We start from the raw sequence: 16,490 nt of genomic DNA on the forward strand, positions 1-16,490 counted from the left end.
GACAGGGCCTGATCAAGACGTGTGCCTAGCTTCTGGTTTCGAACTGGTGTGTCGCCCTGAGTCTCACGCGCGGCAGCGCCGCGGGTATGCGCGATGGTGAATACGTTTCTCAGCGGCGACCGGGTTTCAGCGGGGCGGATTATTCGAGCACAGGTCAGCTCGCGGCGGCGGTGCCGCAACTTCCGCAGAACTTGGCTGCCGCGGTCAGGTCCGTGCCGCATTCGGTGCAGTGGCGCGGGCGGGGCGCCAACGGGCCACCGCAGTTCATGCAGAATCGCGCGTTCGCGGGGTTGTCGGTTCCGCAGCTGGTGCACACCGGCGGTGTGCCAGACGGAATCGGTTGTGCGGCAGCTGGAATCGCCTGCCGCTGCCATGGATTGGTCGGCGCCTGCTGTTGGATCGCGTTCAAACCCAGTGCGGCGCCGAGGAATCCGTCGCCGCCATGGCCATGGCCGTTGGCGAAGCCTTGGCCCGCGCCGAGCGCCATTTCGCCTGCCGCGTAGCGCTGGAAGTCTCCAGCCAGACGAATATAGGTGACATCCTTGGCAAGTCGCTTGATACGGTCCGCGTCCTCGGGGGCCAGGGTGATGTCGAAGTTGCCCAGGCGTGGGATGCGCAGGCCGTATTCGTATAGCGTCAGATTGGTCTGGCGCACTACGGCGGCCTCGATCGGCTCCAACTGTCCGGACAGCCCGAGTACGGGCCAGTCGCCCCGGGAAATGCCCTGTGTGACAGCAATTTTCATCGCCTTCAGCAGCAAGTCCGAGCTCCAGGACTCTACCGTGGCCGGGACGCTCAGGTCGGTGGTGCCCGCCAGCGAGGTGACCAGTTCGGCCGGATCTCGCACCGACAGTGCGAATTCCCCGAAGACCCGCAGCGTCACGACCTGCTCGCTGACCGGATCGGCGATATCGGCCAGGCGGCCGCCGAACTTGATGCCGGGAAACTCGCGGGTGGAGACGAAATACAGTTCGGCGCGATAGAAGTTGTTGCCGGTCAACGTATCCACGAGTGCGCCGAGGACCGGCAGCTCGTCGGCGTCGATCCGATGCCGACCGGGCCCCATCGCGGCCACCACCTGCCCGGACTTGACGAACAGGGCGATCTCGTCGGCATTGACAATGGCACGGCTGTAGCGACGGATGTTGACATCCGGCCACTTGTAGATCAGTTGATTCTTGCGGCCCTCAGGGACCGCGATGAACTCCCGTTCGAACCATGCCATGCTCGCGCTCCATCAGCCGTAAACGTATCCAGCGTACCGATGTTCAGCGGTACGATCAACTAACGCCGAGGTCACGGTAGGTAGAGCGGCGCCCCAACGTTTCCGCGCGGTTACAAGTCTTGACTCGCTATTGAACGTGCCGTTGAATAGCGTTACATTAAGCAGCGATATGATCGCCGTCACGTGAAAGGCACCACCATGACAACCGTTCAACACTCCGCGGAAGTGCCGGCGCCCGCGGATGGTCTGCACGCAGAGGATGCGGGCTATCACAAGGCGTTGCGCCCGCGCCAGCTGCAGATGATCGCGATCGGGGGCGCGATCGGAACCGGACTGTTCCTGGGTGCCGGTGGTCGGTTGCACACTGCCGGTCCCGGATTGTTCCTCGTGTACGCGGTATGCGGCATCTTCGTATTCTTCATACTGCGGGCGCTGGGCGAGCTGGTGCTGCATCGTCCGTCCTCCGGCTCGTTCGTCTCCTACGCGCGTGAGTTCTACGGCGAGAAGCTGGCTTTCGCGGTCGGGTGGATGTACTTCTTCCACTGGTGCATGACCGGCATCGTAGACATCACCGCGATCGCCACCTATGTCCATTTCTGGGGAGCGACCGAGGCGATACCGCAGTGGTTGATCGCGCTGGTGGCGCTCGCCATCGTGGTCAGCATCAACCTGATCTCGGTGAAGTGGTTCGGTGAACTGGAGTTTTGGGCCGCGCTGATCAAGGTTGTCGCGCTGGTCGCCTTCCTGATCGTCGGCACCATCTTCCTGGCGGGCCGATTCAAGGTCGACGGCGAGACTACCGGTTTCACCGTGCTCTCCGATAACGGCGGCCTGTTCCCGACCGGTTTGTTGCCCTTGGTCACCGTCACCACCGGTGTCGTATTCGCCTATGCCGCAGTGGAATTGATCGGTACGGCCGCCGGTGAGGCGGAGAACCCGGAAAAGATCATGCCGCGGGCCATCAATTCGGTCATCGCCCGCATCGGTCTGTTCTACGTCGGTTCGCTGGTGCTGCTCGGACTGCTGCTGCCCTACGTCGTCTTCAAGGCCGGTGAAAGCCCGTTCGTCACCTTCTTCTCCAAGCTCGGTGTCGGCGGTGCGGGTTCGATCATGAACCTGGTGGTGCTGACCGCGGCGTTCTCCAGCCTCAACGCGGGCCTGTACTCGACCGGCCGCATCCTGCGCTCGATGTCGATGAACGGCAGCGCGCCGAAGATCGCCTCGCGGATGTCCAGCGGCGGTGTGCCTTACGTCGGCATCCTCGCCACCGGCGCGATCGCACTGGTCGGTGTCGGACTCAATGCGATGGTGCCGGACAAGGCGTTCGAGATCGTGCTCAACATGTCCGCTCTCGGCACCATCGCAGCCTGGGGTGCGATCGTGGTCTGCCAGCTGCAGCTGTTCCGTTGGTCGAAGAAGGGGCTGATCGAACGGCCGTCGTTCCGGCTGATCGGTGCGCCCTACACCAGCTACGCCACCCTGGCGTTCCTGGTCACGGTGATCGTGCTGATGGCATGCAGCCATGAAGTCGAGCAGCGCGGTGCTGTGATCGCCATGGCGGTGGTCGTGGTTCCGGCATTCGTCGGCGGCTGGTTCCTGGCTCGCAAGCGGGTGCTGCAGGTGGCGCAGGAGCGTGAGGGCATCACCGGTCAGTTCCCGGTGCTGGCCGAGCGGCCGCGCCGCGAGAGTGAGCCGGTCGTCGTTCTCGACAAGCCCGACGAGGAGTAGTAAGCAGATCATTTCGAGCGACCTGCAAGCAGTCGCTACGGGATCTCCGCCCCGGGCAACATGTCCGGGGCGGAGCTATTCCCATAGGGGGGAACAGGGTAGAAGCACGGCGGCGGATGGCGGAAGAGAATGGGACCCCGATTCAACAGGCTCGAAAGGTTCCCATGCCGGAGCAAGGCACGCCCTCCGAGAATCCGCTGCCGCACCCATGGGCGAATCGGCGGATGCGCGGCACCGAAGTGCCGCGGCGAACTCCGCTCCCCTGGGCAACCCGGGGCATGTCGAAAGTCGAGCCGTCCCAACGTCTTCCGCACCCGTGGTCACGCCCGCGCACTATCGAGGGCATACCGTCGCAACGCTTCCCACTCCCAGGCCTCGGGTCGCGGGGTTCGCCGGTCGAGGCGAGCATGACCCAGCCGATCACGGATACCTCGGAGCCGGTTTCCGGTCCGATCGTCGGACTCGACGAGGACGACGAGCCCGGTTCCGGGCGCAGTGGCCGCTCGCGCCCGAGCGTGCGCCGGCTCGGCGCCGGGTTGGTGCCGATGCCGCGGGTGGCGCCCGTCGACCCGCGCAGTGCCATACTCCCGAATCCCGAAGTGCCGGAGCTGAAACGGTTCTGTTGGAAGTGTCAGGAACCGGTGGGCCGCCGCAGTGCGGCCGGACCCGGTGAAGTCGTCGGCGAATGCAGCCGCTGTGGATCACCGTTCAACTTCCGGCCCGCGCTCCAGCCGGGCGAACTGGTGGCCGACCAGTACGAGGTCCAGGGTTCGCTGGCCCACGGCGGCCTCGGTTGGATCTATCTGGCCGTCGACCGCAATGTGAGCGATCGCTGGGTCGTGCTGAAGGGATTGCAGAACCCGCTCGACTTCGAGGCGCATGTGGTCGCCCTGGCCGAACGGCAATTTCTTTCCGAAGTTGCCCACCCGGGCGTTGTGAAGATTTACAACTTCGTCAAGCATCGGTCCGCGCGTGATATTCCGGATGGCTATATCGTCATGGAATACGTCGGCGGCCAATCGCTGAAGAAGCTACTCGACACGCGGGGCAAGGAGCGCATTCCAGTCGTCGAGGCCATTGCCTACATAATGGAAATTCTGCCCGCGCTGGACTATCTGCATTCCTTCGGATTGGCCTATAACGATCTGAAGCCCGACAACATCATGGTGAGTGAGCACGAGGTCAAGCTCATCGATCTGGGTGCGGTCGCGGCAATGGACTCCTACGGCAGCATCTACGGCACGCCCGGCTTCCAGGCGCCCGAGATCACCGAAACGGGGCCCACCGTGGTATCGGATATCTACACCGTCGGCCGGACCCTGGCGGCCCTTGCGCTGAATCTGCCGAGGGACCGCGACGGTCACTTTCTCGGCGGTATTCCCGAACCCGATGAGGATCCGCTGCTGGCGCGCTATCAGTGCCTGTACCGAATTCTGTTGCGCGCCACCGATCCGGAGCCGGAGCGCCGGTTCCCGTCCGCGTATTCGATGTACTGTCAGCTGGCCGGCGCGCTGCGGATGGTGCTCGCGATCGATACCGGCCTGGAACATCCGCAGCCATCGGTTGAATTGAGCGCCATGCGCGACGATTTCGGCACCGACACGCTCATCGGCCAGACCGACGGGATCACCGACGGCGTGACCCGCATGCCCATGCTCAGTGTCGGCGATGTCGTGGCGGCGCTGCCGACCCCCTTGATCGATAGCGAGGATCCGAGCGTCGAACTGCTGTCCAGTCTGCTGCACGGAGAGCCGAGGCATGCGCTGGATGCCCTGCGCCGCGCCCATGAACGCATCCGCTCCGGCACGATCGTCGCACCGGAATCCTTCGAATTGGAGGGGCCGCTCACGGCGGTGCGCGCCTACCTCGACCTGGGGGAGACGGCCACGGCCCGCCAACAGCTCGCGGGCCTGCGACCCAACTACGGCGCCGACTGGCGCATCGAGTGGTACGAGGGTGTCGCCGCGTTGCTCGACGGGCACTATGACCGGGCCTGGCAGCATTTCGATATCGTGCACGCGATGCTGCCCGGTGAAATCGGCCCGGAGCTGGCGCTGGCGGCAACGGCGGAACTCGTCCTGCAGCATCTCGATATTCCGGCCGATACCGAGCGCTGGCACCGTGCCGCGATGGAGCACTATCGGGCGGTGTGGCGAACCAACCACGGTGTGGTGAGTGCGGCCTTCGGTCTGGCCCGGCGGCTCGCGGCCGATGGGGAACTGCTGGAGGCCGTCGCGGTGCTCGATCAGGTGCCCGCCGCCTCCCGCCATCACGGCGTCGCGCATACCACCGGCTGCCTGCTACTGGTCTCGCGGCCGATCGCCGATATCACCGAGGCGGATATCTGTGCCGCCGCGGCGCGGCTCGAGGCGCTGCCGGATGATGCTCGCACCTTGCAACTGCAGGTCATCGTGGTCGGTGCGGCGATGGAGTGGTTGCGCGTCGGCGGCCGACCACGGAAATCGAGTCAGACCATCCTGGGGTTTCCGCTCACGCACGCGGGGTTGCGGCTCGGGCTGGAGACGAGTCTGCGCGCGCTGGCCCGGACCGCGCCGGATCGCTGGCATCGCTACCGCTTGGTCGATCTGGCGAACTACGTCCGGCCGCACACGAGGTGGTAGGGCGGCCGCTCAGCGCAGCCGCTCGACCACCCATACGGCGACGATGCCGGTGCCGGCCAGCAGCCACAGCCAGTTCCCCGTTGCGACGGCGAGTACGACCGCGATGATCGCGATCACCGCGGCGACCGTCGAGAGCTGTCGCAGTGGATTGTCGGGGTGTACCTGGGGCGCGGCGGGTGTGGCACCCGGCAGGTCCACGAACAATTCCGCTAATTGTCCTTTGGTGGTCGCCGCCGCGGCAATGGCACTGCGTTCGTCGAACTCGGTCAGGCTCAGTCGCCCGGTGCCGAGATGGTGCGACAGTTGTTCCAGCGCCCGTTCCCGCTCCGCCACGGTAATTCGAGAAGCCTGCGCCTCGGTCATATCCGAAGGATAGGCCCCGGCGGCGTTGGATCCGGCGTAGCGAATTGCCAACGGCGGGAATAGTTTGCGATGTCATCCGGGCTGGACGGCGGCCTCTCGGACCATAGGTGCCCGACATCACTGACGTATGCTTACCTACGAGTAATGTTTCTGTGTGGTTTCCTAGACATATGGCAGGGGACGTGGAGTACACGATCGATGAGCTGGCGCGCGAGGCTGGTACGACCGTGCGCAGCCTGCGGGTTTACGCCGAGCGCGGCATCCTGCCCCCGCCGCAGGTGAAGGGCCGCACCGGCTTCTATGGACCGGATCACCTCAATCGGGTGCAGACGATCAGCCGCTTGCTGGACCGGGGGATCAAGCTCAACGGCATCCGGGAACTGCTGGAGGCATGGGATCGCGGTGACGATCTCGGCGACATTCTCGGCGTCGCGGAGCCCGATGCGACGCAATCCACCGCGCCGTCCCCTGGCGATACGATCGCGGCGACCGAACTCGAGCAGCGCTATCGCGACGTGCCCCATGGATTGGCTCGCGTGGTCTCGGCGGGACTGTACGAACCGATCGACGCCGCGACCTACCGCATCGCCGATCCGCAGCTGATCCGCATCTTCGATCAGTTGGAGGGCGCGGGCATGCCGGTCGACGCACTGCTCGGCGAACTGGAGCGGCTGCGCGCGGACTGCGATCGGATCGCCCGCCGTTTCATCGATCTGTTCCATCGGTCGGCGTGGGAGCCGTATCAGAACTCCGGGCGCACACCCGCGGATAAGGCCGTACTCGCCGACCGGGTGGCCGAGGCGCAGGTCCGCCCGGGGCAGGCGGCCGGCGAACTCGTGAACCGCTTTGTCGCGAAGTACCTCGAACAGGACAGCGAACTCATCGAAGCGTTGCCCGACGCCTGACGCGCTCTCGGCTCACGCCGACACGTGCAATTTCTTGCCTGGCTTGCGGCCGATCCTTCGGTTCCGCGCGTCCCTGGCCAGGATCTTCCTCTTTCATCGTTCCCACAGTTGGCGATACTTAGCTCAACGTGCCGTTAAATAGCGTTACATTAGACAGCGGGAACAGCACCTCCCGTTCGGTCCGTATCGACGTCGGCCGGCGGGCGAGACAATGATGAAGGAGACGTCGATGATCAACGTCAGCGAACTGTGCGACGCAACCAGACCTACTGAATGTCCCGACCAGGCTCGTAATGCCAAGGGGCGCACTAAGATTCGAGTACTCTCCTTGCTTGCGGCGGTCGCGGCGGGCGTCGGTGGATTCGGTGTCGGCATCGAAACGCCTACGGCCAGTGCCGATATCGGCGTGCGCTGCCTGTGGGCCGGTGACGCCATTCCGCAGGGTGTGGCGATCTCGGCGGGTGGCTGGACATACCGGTGCGAGTCCGATTTCTTCGGCTTCGCGCGCTGGTCTCGCGAAGGCTACGCCCGCGGCCGCAGCTCCGTGTACAACCCTGGTACCAACGGCAATCCGGCCGGTAAGTTCAGCCCGGGGGCGCAGCAGCCGGGTACCGACTACATGGACTACTGTGTCGGCAGTCAGCTGATCGAGGGCCGCGAGGACATGTACGAGGCCGTTGCGGACGGCCGCGGCGGGCTGTATTGGCGTGCGGCCGGGTCGATTTCGAACTGGACCTTCGATATGGCCGCGAACCGGCCGGGGCCGTCGTGGCGGTCGTCGAGCCTGTGTGTCGACGGCAGCCTCACCTGAGATACCTGACGCGAATTCTTTTGCTGCTGATGCCCTTTCGGGCGGTCGTGCAATTCGTGCACGACCGTCCGGGAGGGCATCGCGCTGTGTCGGCCGTCATTCAGGCGTGCACATACGAATGCGACCGCCACCCCGTCGGGGTGGCGGTCGCATTCGGAATATGAACAGTCGCAACGACAACCGGGTCAGCGGCCCTCGCCGGGAACCCAGACCCAGCGCCCGCTGTTGTTGGAGCCCCGGCTGTTGTCGTTGGCGTCGGAGCTGGTGGAGGAGTGATCCTGATCGGCGACGCGCCGGTTGCCGCCGCTGGTGCTGTTGCCGTAGCCGCCGCGGGCGCCGCCGCCATTGCTGTTGCTGTGGTTCCCAGGGGCCGCGACGGTCGACTGAATCGCCATGGCGGCAGGGGTGATCACCAGTGCGCCGACGACCGCGCCGGCAATGACGACCTTCTTCGACTTGAGGTTCATGGTTACCGATATCTCCTTCGTCCCGCCGGGCCCGGACTTGGTCGGTAAGTAGGTGTGCCGGGGATGCAGGTTGTCTGGTATCTATTGTGCCGCTATTCAGCGGCACAATCAATAGTGACACGTTAGGAGATTCGCATCTTTCCAGATTTCGGGACTCAGGCGTGGGTTCGGTGCACGTTGATTCGAACGCCTGTGTGGCAAATGGATTCGGCCACGCACGGAGAGTAGTGGGCGCCGTGCCCGGATGCTTCTCAGGAGCGGGGACAGGCGCTTCGGTTCAGCGTCGGCCGAGCTCGGGGGTGACGCACACCTTCCTGACCCGGGCGGCCAGCGCTGATTGCGCAAGAAACTGCGAACGCGGGCCGGGCCAGCGCAAAACCGGCTCGCACTGGTGGTTGTCGTCGGCCGACATGTGGACCACATGCTGAGTGCCGATGCCGTCGAGCGGTTCGACGCGACAATTCTTGTGCCAGCCGAACGGCATCAGATGCACCTGCTCGCCGCGTTCCTCGAGCCGCTCGGCGACCTCGGTCAGCACGTCGAGGGCATCGGCGAGTTCGGCGAGCACATCGAATCCCACTGGGGTGCTGTGTCTTTCGCCGGGGCCGGGCAGACGGGCGAACCCCTCGACAACAATCGGTCCGGCATCGGATTCGGTGAGGACGTGCCGGAGCAACTGCACGACGGTGCCCGTCAGTGCCCGGTCGCCGCGGTCCACCCCGATCGTCACCAGCAGGCAGTCGTGGAAGCATCTGCGTGTCCCGATGACCGACGGTTCGATATCAATGGCGCACGGGCTCGCCGTCGTCACCGTGTATTCGACAGTGCGGCAACGATTACTGACAATGCGCATCGGCGACCTCCGGCCCGCTCATCCGGTCGCCTCGACGGCTCCGGCGGCATCGAGGTCGACCACGGCCGTCGCCGTGCGCTCGATGATGCCGAGGCAGACCTCATCGGGCTGGTACTTGGGCTGAATGGCGCTGTGGCCGATGGTCGAGAGCCAAATGAAATACGGATAGAGCGCCTGCTGGCGGTAGGCCAGCCAGGCCGTGTCGAAGTCGGGGGCCGGTGCCCCGCAGTCCGCTAGTCGTGCCAGGTACCCGGTCAGTAGCTCGCGTTCCCAGGCGCGCCGGTCGGCCACGTCCAGACCGGAGGTGACGACATACGCGAAGTCGTAGGCCCAGTTGCCGCGCAGTACGACCTGCCAGTCGGTGAAACCCATCCGGCCCGCGGCGGTGACATAGGTATTGCCGATATGGCTGTCGCCGTGCAGGAAGGTCTGCGGTCCGGTGCTGGCGATCTCGAGCGAACGTTCCAGGGCGCGGTACAGCCGATCATGTTGCGCCGGTAGTACATCGGGAATCACCGAGGCCGCGCGTCGAGCCCCGACGCGCGCCCGTTTGGACATGCCGATCAACCGGTCGAGATTGGCGAAATGTGCTCGCGGCGCTTTGAGCCACGTGTGCAGCCGGAGTCCTTCGTCGTCCCAGTAGCGAGCGTGCCAGGTCGCCATGGTGCGCAGCAGGTCCTCGATCTGCTCGCGCCCGATCGGGGTGCCCGGCGTGCAGAAGCTGGCGCCCTTGGTGCTGACGATGTCCTCGAGCAGCGAGATCGAGCGCCCCGAACGGCTGTCGACCGCGCTGTGATAGCCGCGCGGGGCCTCGATTTCCAGATTGGGCCGTACATGTTTGAAAAAGCCGGGTTCGCCGTGCATGATGTCGGCCAAGTCGAGGGTCAACCGCTGTTTGAAACCCGCGGTCGTCTTCGCGAACAGGTTTTCCGGCAGGCCCGCGGCCCGGCCGATCTCGTTGTATCCGACGGTGAGTTTCCACCGTGTCGAGGTACCGCTGCTCTTATCCGCGATATCGAACGCCTCGACCACCGCACCCGGATGGTCGTAGCACAGTACGGCGGTCAGCCAATCGGTGGTCAATTCTCGACCGGTCACCGGCACATCGGCCGCATGCATGGCCTGTGGACGGGTGACCGCTTCCCGCGCGAGATGACCACCGATGCGGGTGATTCCGCGCACAACCGCGAGTGCGGGGTGCCGGGTAGGTGCCTCGGACTGCAACGGTTCTCCTCTGGTCGGCGGCCGATCGGATGTGCTGTAACCGGCCGGTTCCGGGTCGCGGTCGGCCGTCATCGGCGAACCCTAGGGCAACCCTGCGCCGGGAACATCCGTCATAGCGGGTGGGAATATCCGCATCGGGCGGCCGGAAATCGCGCTGAGCGGGGGATGTGCATTCTGCACAACGGCGCGCGGACGCATAGGATCCTCTCCGTGCAGGGTCCCCTTACCTCCGTCTTCGTCGGTCGCGATGCCGAGGTCGAGCGTGTGGTGTCGCTAGGTCGGCGCGCCGTCGCGGGGGAGGGGATGGTGGTGCTCGTCGAGGGCGAGCCGGGTATCGGCAAGACCGCGCTACTCGATGCGGCCGTTGCCGGATATGCGGCAGACGGTCTGAGTGTGCGGCGGGGCGCCGCAAAGGAATTGCAGCGGCAGGTGCCGTTCGCTGCGGTGTGCACGTGGCTGGACAGCGATCGCGGAACCGATCCGGTGCGTGCGCTGCTGCGCAGTGGGGATCGAGCCGGCGACGGTGCGGCGACGCACGAGTTCGCGATCACCGAGGCGATCCTCGATCTGGTCGATACCTGGTGTGCCGCCGGTCCTGTCGCATTGATCATCGACGATGTGCACTGGGCGGATCGGCAGAGTCTGACGGTGCTGAACCGGCTCTGTGGGGTTGTCGGGGATTCGCCGCTGCTGCTGGTGCTGGCGGCGCGCCCGCTGCCACGGGATACCGGATTGGTCGCGTTGACGGCCGAGTTGGTGGAAGGCCGTGCGTCGACGATTCGGCTCGGTGCGCTGCCGGAACAGGCTGCGTCGGAACTGGTTCGGCATATGGTCGGTGCGGCTCCGGGGCCGGGTCTGATGCGGCAAGTTGTCGGTGCGGGCGGAAATCCGCTCTACATCACGGAATTGGTGGCCTCGCTTTTGCGTGACGAGGCGATCACGGTGGTCGCCGATACCGCCGATCCGACCGACCTGGCCGATGGTCCCTCCGCATCGTTGGCGGGGGCGATCGCGCAGCGGCTGGAATTCCTGTCACGGTCGGCGCGGCAGGTGCTTCCGATGGCCGCCGCACTCGGGCCGACCGTATACGTCGCGGAATTGGCCGCGGTGCTGGACAGTCCGATCCTGGAGATCTGGAATGTGGTCACCGAGGCGACCGACGGTGGCTTGCTCACCCGCGCCGACTCCGAACTGATCTTCCGCCACGACTTGATCCGTCAGGTGCTCGCCGATCAGCTGCCCGATTCGCTGCGCGCCGGATTGCTGCGCCGGGCCGGACAGATCCTGCTGGCCACCGACGCACCCATCGAGCGGATCGCGTACTACCTGTTGGCGGGGGAGAACGAGCTCGATACGCGGACGCTCGACTGGTTGGTCGCGGTGGCCGACAAATTGATCGTGCGCGTACCCGAGATCGCGCTGCAGCTGTTACAGCGTGCGGCGGGCATGGCGGATCTCGGCATGCGTCCCATACTGCTGCAGCTGCACGCCCAAGCGCTGCTGTGGAACGGTCGTGCGGCCGAGGCCGAGGCCTTGGTGCGCACGGCGCTGCTGAACCAGCCGGAGAACGATCTCGAACTGCGGTGGTTACTGATGCAGGCCTGTCACGCCCGCGGTGATCTGCGTGAAGTCGTGGTCGTGGCCGAAGAGGCCCTGGCCACACCGAATCTCACGGAGGAGGAGGCGGGCCGAATCCATGGGATGATCGGCTTGAACAACGTCTTCCTCAACCGGCTCGATGCGGCGGAGGCGGCGGGTGCGAAGGCGTTGGCGATCGGGGAGGCGATCGAGAATCCGCTGGTGACCGGATACGGACTGTTGACCGTTGGGGGCGTGCGGTATAGCCACGGATATCTCGAAGAGGCGCTGGAACTGAGCAGCCGTATCCTGGCCGTCCTCGAGAACGGATTCGGCTCCGATCAGTTCGACCCGTACGTCCTCAACGCACACTGCTTGATCGAGCTCGATCGGCTCGCCGAAGCGGAAGCGGTGCTGCACAAGTCGATCGGGCACAGTCGCCGCATCCACGGTGTCTATCTCGGTACGAGTTTGGTCGCCAAGGCGCGGCTCTATCTTTTGGCTGGACGCTGGGATGATGCGGTCGTCGAATGCACTTCGGGTCTATCGGTGCCCGACGCCATCGGCTACACCCCGATTCTGCACAGCCTGTCCGCGCTGATCGGCATCCACCGCGGCACCTTCCTGTCGGATCCGCAAGCCATCCCCGCACCGAACGACCAACCCGGCAGCAGTAGTTACGGCCAGTTCTATCCGTGGGTCCAGGCCCTGATGCTCGAGACCCAGGGTGATCCGCGCGGCGCACTTGATCTTCTCGTCGACGCAAACGAGCGCCTCACGGGCGGTTTGGCCTCGTCCACGCTGTACTACATTTTCCCCGATATCGCCCGTCTCGCTGCCGATGTCGGTGACGAGGCGGCGGCGCGTTCGGTGGTGGCGGCCTCGGCGGAGTCGGCTCGGCGGCAACCGACGGCGGCCAGAACCGGTACCGCGCTGCTGTGTCGCGGTGTCGCCGAGCGCGACCCTGCGGTCGTGCGTACGGCGGCCGCTGATTTCCGGAAGGCGGGGCGACCGTTCTATGAAGCGCAGGCATATGAGAACGCCGCCTTATTGTTCGCCGCGGATGGGCGTGGCTCCGATGCGCGCAGCGCCTTGGATTCGGCGGTCGAGCTCTACAACGGCCTCGGCGCTTCTTGGGATACCGCCCGCGCGGTTGCGCGCATGCGCGCGTATGGAATTCGCCGCGGCGTGCGCGGACCCCGCAACCGTCCCAAGTCTGGGCGGGCCGCTTTGACCGATACCGAACGTAAGGTCGCTGCCTTGGTGGCCGAAGGTTTCTCCAACTCCGATATCGCCGCGCAGATGTTCCTGTCGGGCAGGACGATTCAGTCCCACGTATCGAATATCCTGGCGAAACTCGGCATCGGATCACGCCGCGACATCGCGGCGGCGCTGTCCAGGAATTAACGCCGACACCCGGAGCTGGACTCAGCTCGCTCCGGCGCACCAGATCGCGCGCCGCGCATGCTTATTCATGTGCGCTGCGAGCGAAGGCACGCGGCGCGCAACCTGCCTGCGAGCATCAGACCCGGTTGATCGTTGCGAGCCAGGCAGGTGCGCCGTCGTCGTGATATCTCGTCTCGATCCGTTCCGGTTCGAGGGCAGTGATATTCCATCCACTGCCGGAATCGAATGCTGTCTCGAGTTCTTCCCGGCTGACGGGGTGCGGGCCGGTGTCGGGACCCTCGTCACTGAAGCACAACACATACAACGTGCCACCGTGCTCGGTCACCGCGGCCAGACTCGCCACATATCCCCGCCGCTCGTCACCGTCGAAGGTGTGGAACAGCCCGCAATCCAGCACCGTCTCGAACTTGCGCCCCAACCGCTCCAGTTGCAACGCATCAGCCGCAACGAACTCGACGTCTATCCCACGCTCAACGGCCTGAGCCCGTGCCGTCGCCAATGCCGTCTCCGCCACATCAACGCCGAGCACCGAAAACCCGAGCGCCGCAACGTACAGCGCATTCTCCCCACGCCCGCACCCTGCATCGAGCACCGTCCCCGCGAACCCGCCGTCGGCCCCCAACCGCACTATTGCCCGCTGCGGCCCGCCCACATCCCAGGGCGCGGGCCCATCCTGATACGACGCATCCCAAGGCACCCCCGTCATCCGCTCATGACTCGTCGGACGCCGCCCCTCGAAAGAATCCGCCATACCCCAGATCCTCCCACCCCATCCCACCCGACGTAACCCCAACCCAACTGGGTCAGGCGATCACCATGCATCCTCGGCGGCATCGCCCGAGAGTGCCCCTCCTGGGTTACACGGTGATCATCTGTCCAGTTAGTCGGCTCCGGGATGCCTCGCGGGCCGGAGTCGCGGCGGGCGGTAGGGCATCAGAGGTTTCGGTCGAAGTGGGCGACGGCTTGGTCGATGGCGGGCAGTACGTAGGTGTCGTCGTCGTAGAGGTCGATGTGGTTGGTGGTATCCAGCACCAGCAGTTGCTTGGGTTCGGGGGCTTTCGCGTAGGCGGCTTCGGCATCGCCGACCGGGATGGCTTGGTCACCGCGGCCGTGCACGATCAGCAACGGGGTGGTGAGCAGCGGCAGGTATGCGTCCACATCCAGGGTCAGTTCCTGGAGCACCGACATTGCGGTGCAACGGTTTTCCCAGCCGGGGCGCGCACCGCGATCGGTGCCGTAGTACTCGAACGGTTCGGGTCCGGGATTGCCCGCGGGCATCCCCTCCGGATTGACCGCAGGCCAGTACTCGACCGCACCGGAGTCGGACTGGCGCTGCGTAATCTGTGCGAACTGATCCATCAGCGCGGCGAAATTGTCCGCCCCGAAGCGATTTCGGATCAGCGTCGGATTGTTGTACGCGGCGGCGATCAGCGCGACGGCCTTGATCCTCGGATCGAATGCCGCGAGCTGCGTCGCGTAGATCCCGCCCAGGCACACGCCGCACACGGCGATCTTGTCGGCGTCGACCTCCGGCCGTGCGGCCACGAAACTCACCGCGTCCCGCAGATCGGACACCTTGGCCGTGGCATCCTCGTGCTGGCGCGGCAGCCCTTCGCTATCGCCCCAGTTGCGGTGGTCGAACGACAATGCGACATAGCCGCGCTGGGCGAACCGTTCCGCGTAGTAGCCCGTAACCTGTTCGCGCACACCGGAAAACGGTCCGGTCAGCACCACCGCGCCGCGCTCGGTGCCGGGTTCGGGCAGGTGCAGATCGCCCACGATCCGATGTCCGTCACTGGTGAACTCGATCTTTTCGATCCGCGTCATGGTTTTCCCTCTCTTATGACCGGACAAAGACAGTAGGCGCACTGGGTTCGGTCGGTCTTGTACGTTCTTGCGCGGCACTCGAAGTCCAGCTCCGCCGCGCAGTGCCTTGAAAGCTCGACCGGTAGTTCGCCGGTGTGATTCCGTAGGCGGCGGTGAACACCCGCGTCAGGTGCGGCTGATCGTGAAAGCCTGTCGTATAGGCGATTTCGGCGATATCCATACCCCGCCGCAACATCCATCGGACGTAGTCCAGGCGCAGTCGGACATGCAGTTTGTGCGGCGGCAGACCGAAATGCGCCGTGCAGGCTCGAACGAGCTGATACTTGCTGGTACCCGTAACGCCACTGAGCTCGTCGAGCGTCACATTGCGAGAGATGTTCTCGCGCAGGTAATCCCGAATTTCCGCTGCGGTCCGGCCGACCCCACCCGATCCGCGATCCTCATGGTCCGAGCGCAGCGCCAGCGCGGAGACGAACTCCAGCAGGCCACCCTCTCGACTGAGCGCGGAACCGGGGCTGCCGCCGGGTTGATGCAGGAGCCTATGCAGAGACCGGAACTGGTTCGCCAGGGCGCGATCACCGATGACGACATCCTCGAACCGCATCGCCGACGTCGGCATGACCTCGGCGATCACCGACGGCGACAGGCACATCATGCGCCAGCTCCCCGAGTCGAGATCGTCGGGCGCCCCACTGTGCGCGTCATCGGCATGCAGCGCGATCAGCTCGCCCGGCGCCGCGTGATGGACGGTGCCACGCCTGCGGACCGTGAAGCCGGAGCCGGTCACCTGAACCAGCTTGATCTCTTCGTGCACATTGTTCCGATACGACCGTGCCGGTCCGGCCACGACCATCACATCGGATACGTCGTCCGGCGCGAACGGCGTCCCGGCGGTTCGTTCCAGTCCCATTCGACCACCTTGCCCGAAACTACGATTTTCAGTTATTACTGAAATAACTAGGTTCCTCGCCATTCGGCAGAACGAACCCGGTCGGCGCTTCGATGACGATCTCGCCGAGGTCCGTCGTCGCATCGGCTCCTGGCACGATCCGATTCCCGCACTGCTCGACGTGACACCGTCGAATTCAATACTGCGCCACGATATTTCCGACCTCGACCCGCTCGAGACCTACGTCGACGGCCGGATCGTCCTACTCGGCGACGCCGCCCACGCGATGACCCCGTTCCTAGCCCAAGGCGCATGTCAAGCACTCGAGGACGCCGCGGTACTCGCCGCCGAACTCACCGGCGCTGTCGAAATTTCCACGGCACTGGCGCAATACGATCGGCAACGCAGGCCGCGCAGTCAGCGGGTGCAGCGGATGGCCCGCCAGGATCCGCGCATCAGCCTGTCCACCAGTCCGCTGGTCTACGGACTCCTGACTCGGCTCACCCGGCTCGCCGGTGGCGGGGTGGCCGCACGCAAAGCCGCACGTCTCTGGAACTGGACGCCACCCACCGCCACTGAGAATTGTTAAGGT

The 16,490-nt window shown here is 65.2% G+C and carries 14 protein-coding genes; 6 read left to right on the top strand and 8 right to left on the bottom strand.

Annotated elements, in window-relative coordinates; genetic code table 11:
- Positions 1–154: 154 nt before the first annotated feature.
- Positions 155–1,225 (bottom strand): SPFH domain-containing protein, encoded by a 1,071-nt coding sequence (locus ACQPZ2_RS13665; RefSeq protein WP_433525863.1) that lies wholly within the window; start codon positions 1,223–1,225, stop codon positions 155–157.
- A 198-nt stretch (positions 1,226–1,423) separates the two neighbouring features.
- Between ACQPZ2_RS13665 and ACQPZ2_RS13670 the strand changes: the two genes are divergently transcribed.
- On the top strand, positions 1,424–2,953 hold the full coding sequence (locus tag ACQPZ2_RS13670; RefSeq protein WP_433525864.1) for an amino acid permease: 1,530 nt from the start codon (positions 1,424–1,426) through the stop codon (positions 2,951–2,953).
- Positions 2,954–3,360: 407 nt separating this feature from the next.
- Positions 3,361–5,574: a tetratricopeptide repeat protein gene (locus ACQPZ2_RS13675; protein WP_433525865.1), complete on the top strand. Its 2,214-nt coding sequence runs from the start codon at positions 3,361–3,363 to the stop codon at positions 5,572–5,574.
- Between the two features lie 9 nt (positions 5,575–5,583).
- On the opposite strand, the gene ACQPZ2_RS13680 is transcribed toward ACQPZ2_RS13675, so the two are convergent.
- On the bottom strand, positions 5,584–5,937 hold the full coding sequence (locus ACQPZ2_RS13680; protein ID WP_433525866.1) for a DUF1707 SHOCT-like domain-containing protein: 354 nt from the start codon (positions 5,935–5,937) through the stop codon (positions 5,584–5,586).
- Between the two features lie 170 nt (positions 5,938–6,107).
- Between ACQPZ2_RS13680 and ACQPZ2_RS13685 the strand changes: the two genes are divergently transcribed.
- Positions 6,108–6,842, top strand: coding sequence for a MerR family transcriptional regulator (locus ACQPZ2_RS13685; RefSeq protein WP_433525867.1), 735 nt, complete (start codon positions 6,108–6,110; stop codon positions 6,840–6,842).
- A 229-nt stretch (positions 6,843–7,071) separates the two neighbouring features.
- A complete protein-coding gene (locus ACQPZ2_RS13690; protein WP_433525868.1) occupies positions 7,072–7,653 on the top strand; it encodes a hypothetical protein in 582 nt (193 codons plus the stop codon).
- 185 nt (positions 7,654–7,838) lie between these two features.
- Here ACQPZ2_RS13690 and ACQPZ2_RS13695 read toward each other — a convergent pair whose 3' ends face one another.
- The 3 genes from ACQPZ2_RS13695 to ACQPZ2_RS13705 all read right to left on the bottom strand — a co-directional run bounded on the left by ACQPZ2_RS13695 (position 7,839) and on the right by ACQPZ2_RS13705 (position 10,269).
- On the bottom strand, positions 7,839–8,120 hold the full coding sequence (locus tag ACQPZ2_RS13695) for a hypothetical protein (RefSeq protein WP_433525869.1): 282 nt from the start codon (positions 8,118–8,120) through the stop codon (positions 7,839–7,841).
- Positions 8,121–8,397: 277 nt separating this feature from the next.
- On the bottom strand, positions 8,398–8,973 hold the full coding sequence (locus tag ACQPZ2_RS13700) for a hypothetical protein (RefSeq protein WP_433525870.1): 576 nt from the start codon (positions 8,971–8,973) through the stop codon (positions 8,398–8,400).
- A gap of 18 nt (positions 8,974–8,991) precedes the next feature.
- Complete coding sequence (locus ACQPZ2_RS13705; RefSeq protein ID WP_433525871.1) at positions 8,992–10,269, bottom strand: phosphotransferase; 1,278 nt, start codon at positions 10,267–10,269, stop codon at positions 8,992–8,994.
- Positions 10,270–10,407: 138 nt separating this feature from the next.
- Here ACQPZ2_RS13705 and ACQPZ2_RS13710 point away from each other — a divergent pair, with 138 nt between their 5' ends.
- On the top strand, positions 10,408–13,182 hold the full coding sequence (locus ACQPZ2_RS13710) for a helix-turn-helix transcriptional regulator (protein ID WP_433525872.1): 2,775 nt from the start codon (positions 10,408–10,410) through the stop codon (positions 13,180–13,182).
- 115 nt (positions 13,183–13,297) lie between these two features.
- On the opposite strand, the gene ACQPZ2_RS13715 is transcribed toward ACQPZ2_RS13710, so the two are convergent.
- From ACQPZ2_RS13715 to ACQPZ2_RS13725, 3 genes are all read right to left on the bottom strand, one after another.
- Complete coding sequence (locus tag ACQPZ2_RS13715; RefSeq protein ID WP_433527415.1) at positions 13,298–13,888, bottom strand: class I SAM-dependent methyltransferase; 591 nt, start codon at positions 13,886–13,888, stop codon at positions 13,298–13,300.
- A gap of 227 nt (positions 13,889–14,115) precedes the next feature.
- The gene (locus ACQPZ2_RS13720) at positions 14,116–15,009 is read right to left on the bottom strand and encodes an alpha/beta hydrolase (RefSeq protein ID WP_433525873.1); all 894 of its coding nucleotides are present in this window, start codon (positions 15,007–15,009) and stop codon (positions 14,116–14,118) included.
- A 13-nt stretch (positions 15,010–15,022) separates the two neighbouring features.
- Positions 15,023–15,919 (bottom strand): helix-turn-helix domain-containing protein, encoded by an 897-nt coding sequence (locus ACQPZ2_RS13725; RefSeq protein WP_433525874.1) that lies wholly within the window; start codon positions 15,917–15,919, stop codon positions 15,023–15,025.
- Positions 15,920–16,079: 160 nt separating this feature from the next.
- Here ACQPZ2_RS13725 and ACQPZ2_RS13730 point away from each other — a divergent pair, with 160 nt between their 5' ends.
- Positions 16,080–16,487, top strand: a complete 408-nt coding sequence (locus tag ACQPZ2_RS13730; protein ID WP_433525875.1) for an FAD-dependent monooxygenase — start codon at positions 16,080–16,082, stop codon at positions 16,485–16,487.
- Positions 16,488–16,490: the final 3 nt, after the last annotated feature.

This window comes from Nocardia pseudovaccinii (assembly GCF_050942345.1).
Taxonomy (GTDB): Bacteria; Actinomycetota; Actinomycetes; order Mycobacteriales; family Mycobacteriaceae; genus Nocardia; species Nocardia pseudovaccinii.

Coding starts and splice junctions, on each gene's coding strand:
- ACQPZ2_RS13665 (WP_433525863.1), bottom strand. CDS start 1,225: ATGGCATGGTTCGAACGGGAGTTCATCGCGGTCCCTGAGGGCCGCAAG.
- ACQPZ2_RS13670 (WP_433525864.1), top strand. CDS start 1,424: ATGACAACCGTTCAACACTCCGCGGAAGTGCCGGCGCCCGCGGATGGT.
- ACQPZ2_RS13675 (WP_433525865.1), top strand. CDS start 3,361: ATGACCCAGCCGATCACGGATACCTCGGAGCCGGTTTCCGGTCCGATC.
- ACQPZ2_RS13680 (WP_433525866.1), bottom strand. CDS start 5,937: ATGACCGAGGCGCAGGCTTCTCGAATTACCGTGGCGGAGCGGGAACGG.
- ACQPZ2_RS13685 (WP_433525867.1), top strand. CDS start 6,108: ATGGCAGGGGACGTGGAGTACACGATCGATGAGCTGGCGCGCGAGGCT.
- ACQPZ2_RS13690 (WP_433525868.1), top strand. CDS start 7,072: ATGATCAACGTCAGCGAACTGTGCGACGCAACCAGACCTACTGAATGT.
- ACQPZ2_RS13695 (WP_433525869.1), bottom strand. CDS start 8,120: ATGAACCTCAAGTCGAAGAAGGTCGTCATTGCCGGCGCGGTCGTCGGC.
- ACQPZ2_RS13700 (WP_433525870.1), bottom strand. CDS start 8,973: ATGCGCATTGTCAGTAATCGTTGCCGCACTGTCGAATACACGGTGACG.
- ACQPZ2_RS13705 (WP_433525871.1), bottom strand. CDS start 10,269: ATGACGGCCGACCGCGACCCGGAACCGGCCGGTTACAGCACATCCGAT.
- ACQPZ2_RS13715 (WP_433527415.1), bottom strand. CDS start 13,888: ATGACGGGGGTGCCTTGGGATGCGTCGTATCAGGATGGGCCCGCGCCC.
- ACQPZ2_RS13720 (WP_433525873.1), bottom strand. CDS start 15,009: ATGACGCGGATCGAAAAGATCGAGTTCACCAGTGACGGACATCGGATC.
- ACQPZ2_RS13725 (WP_433525874.1), bottom strand. CDS start 15,919: ATGGGACTGGAACGAACCGCCGGGACGCCGTTCGCGCCGGACGACGTA.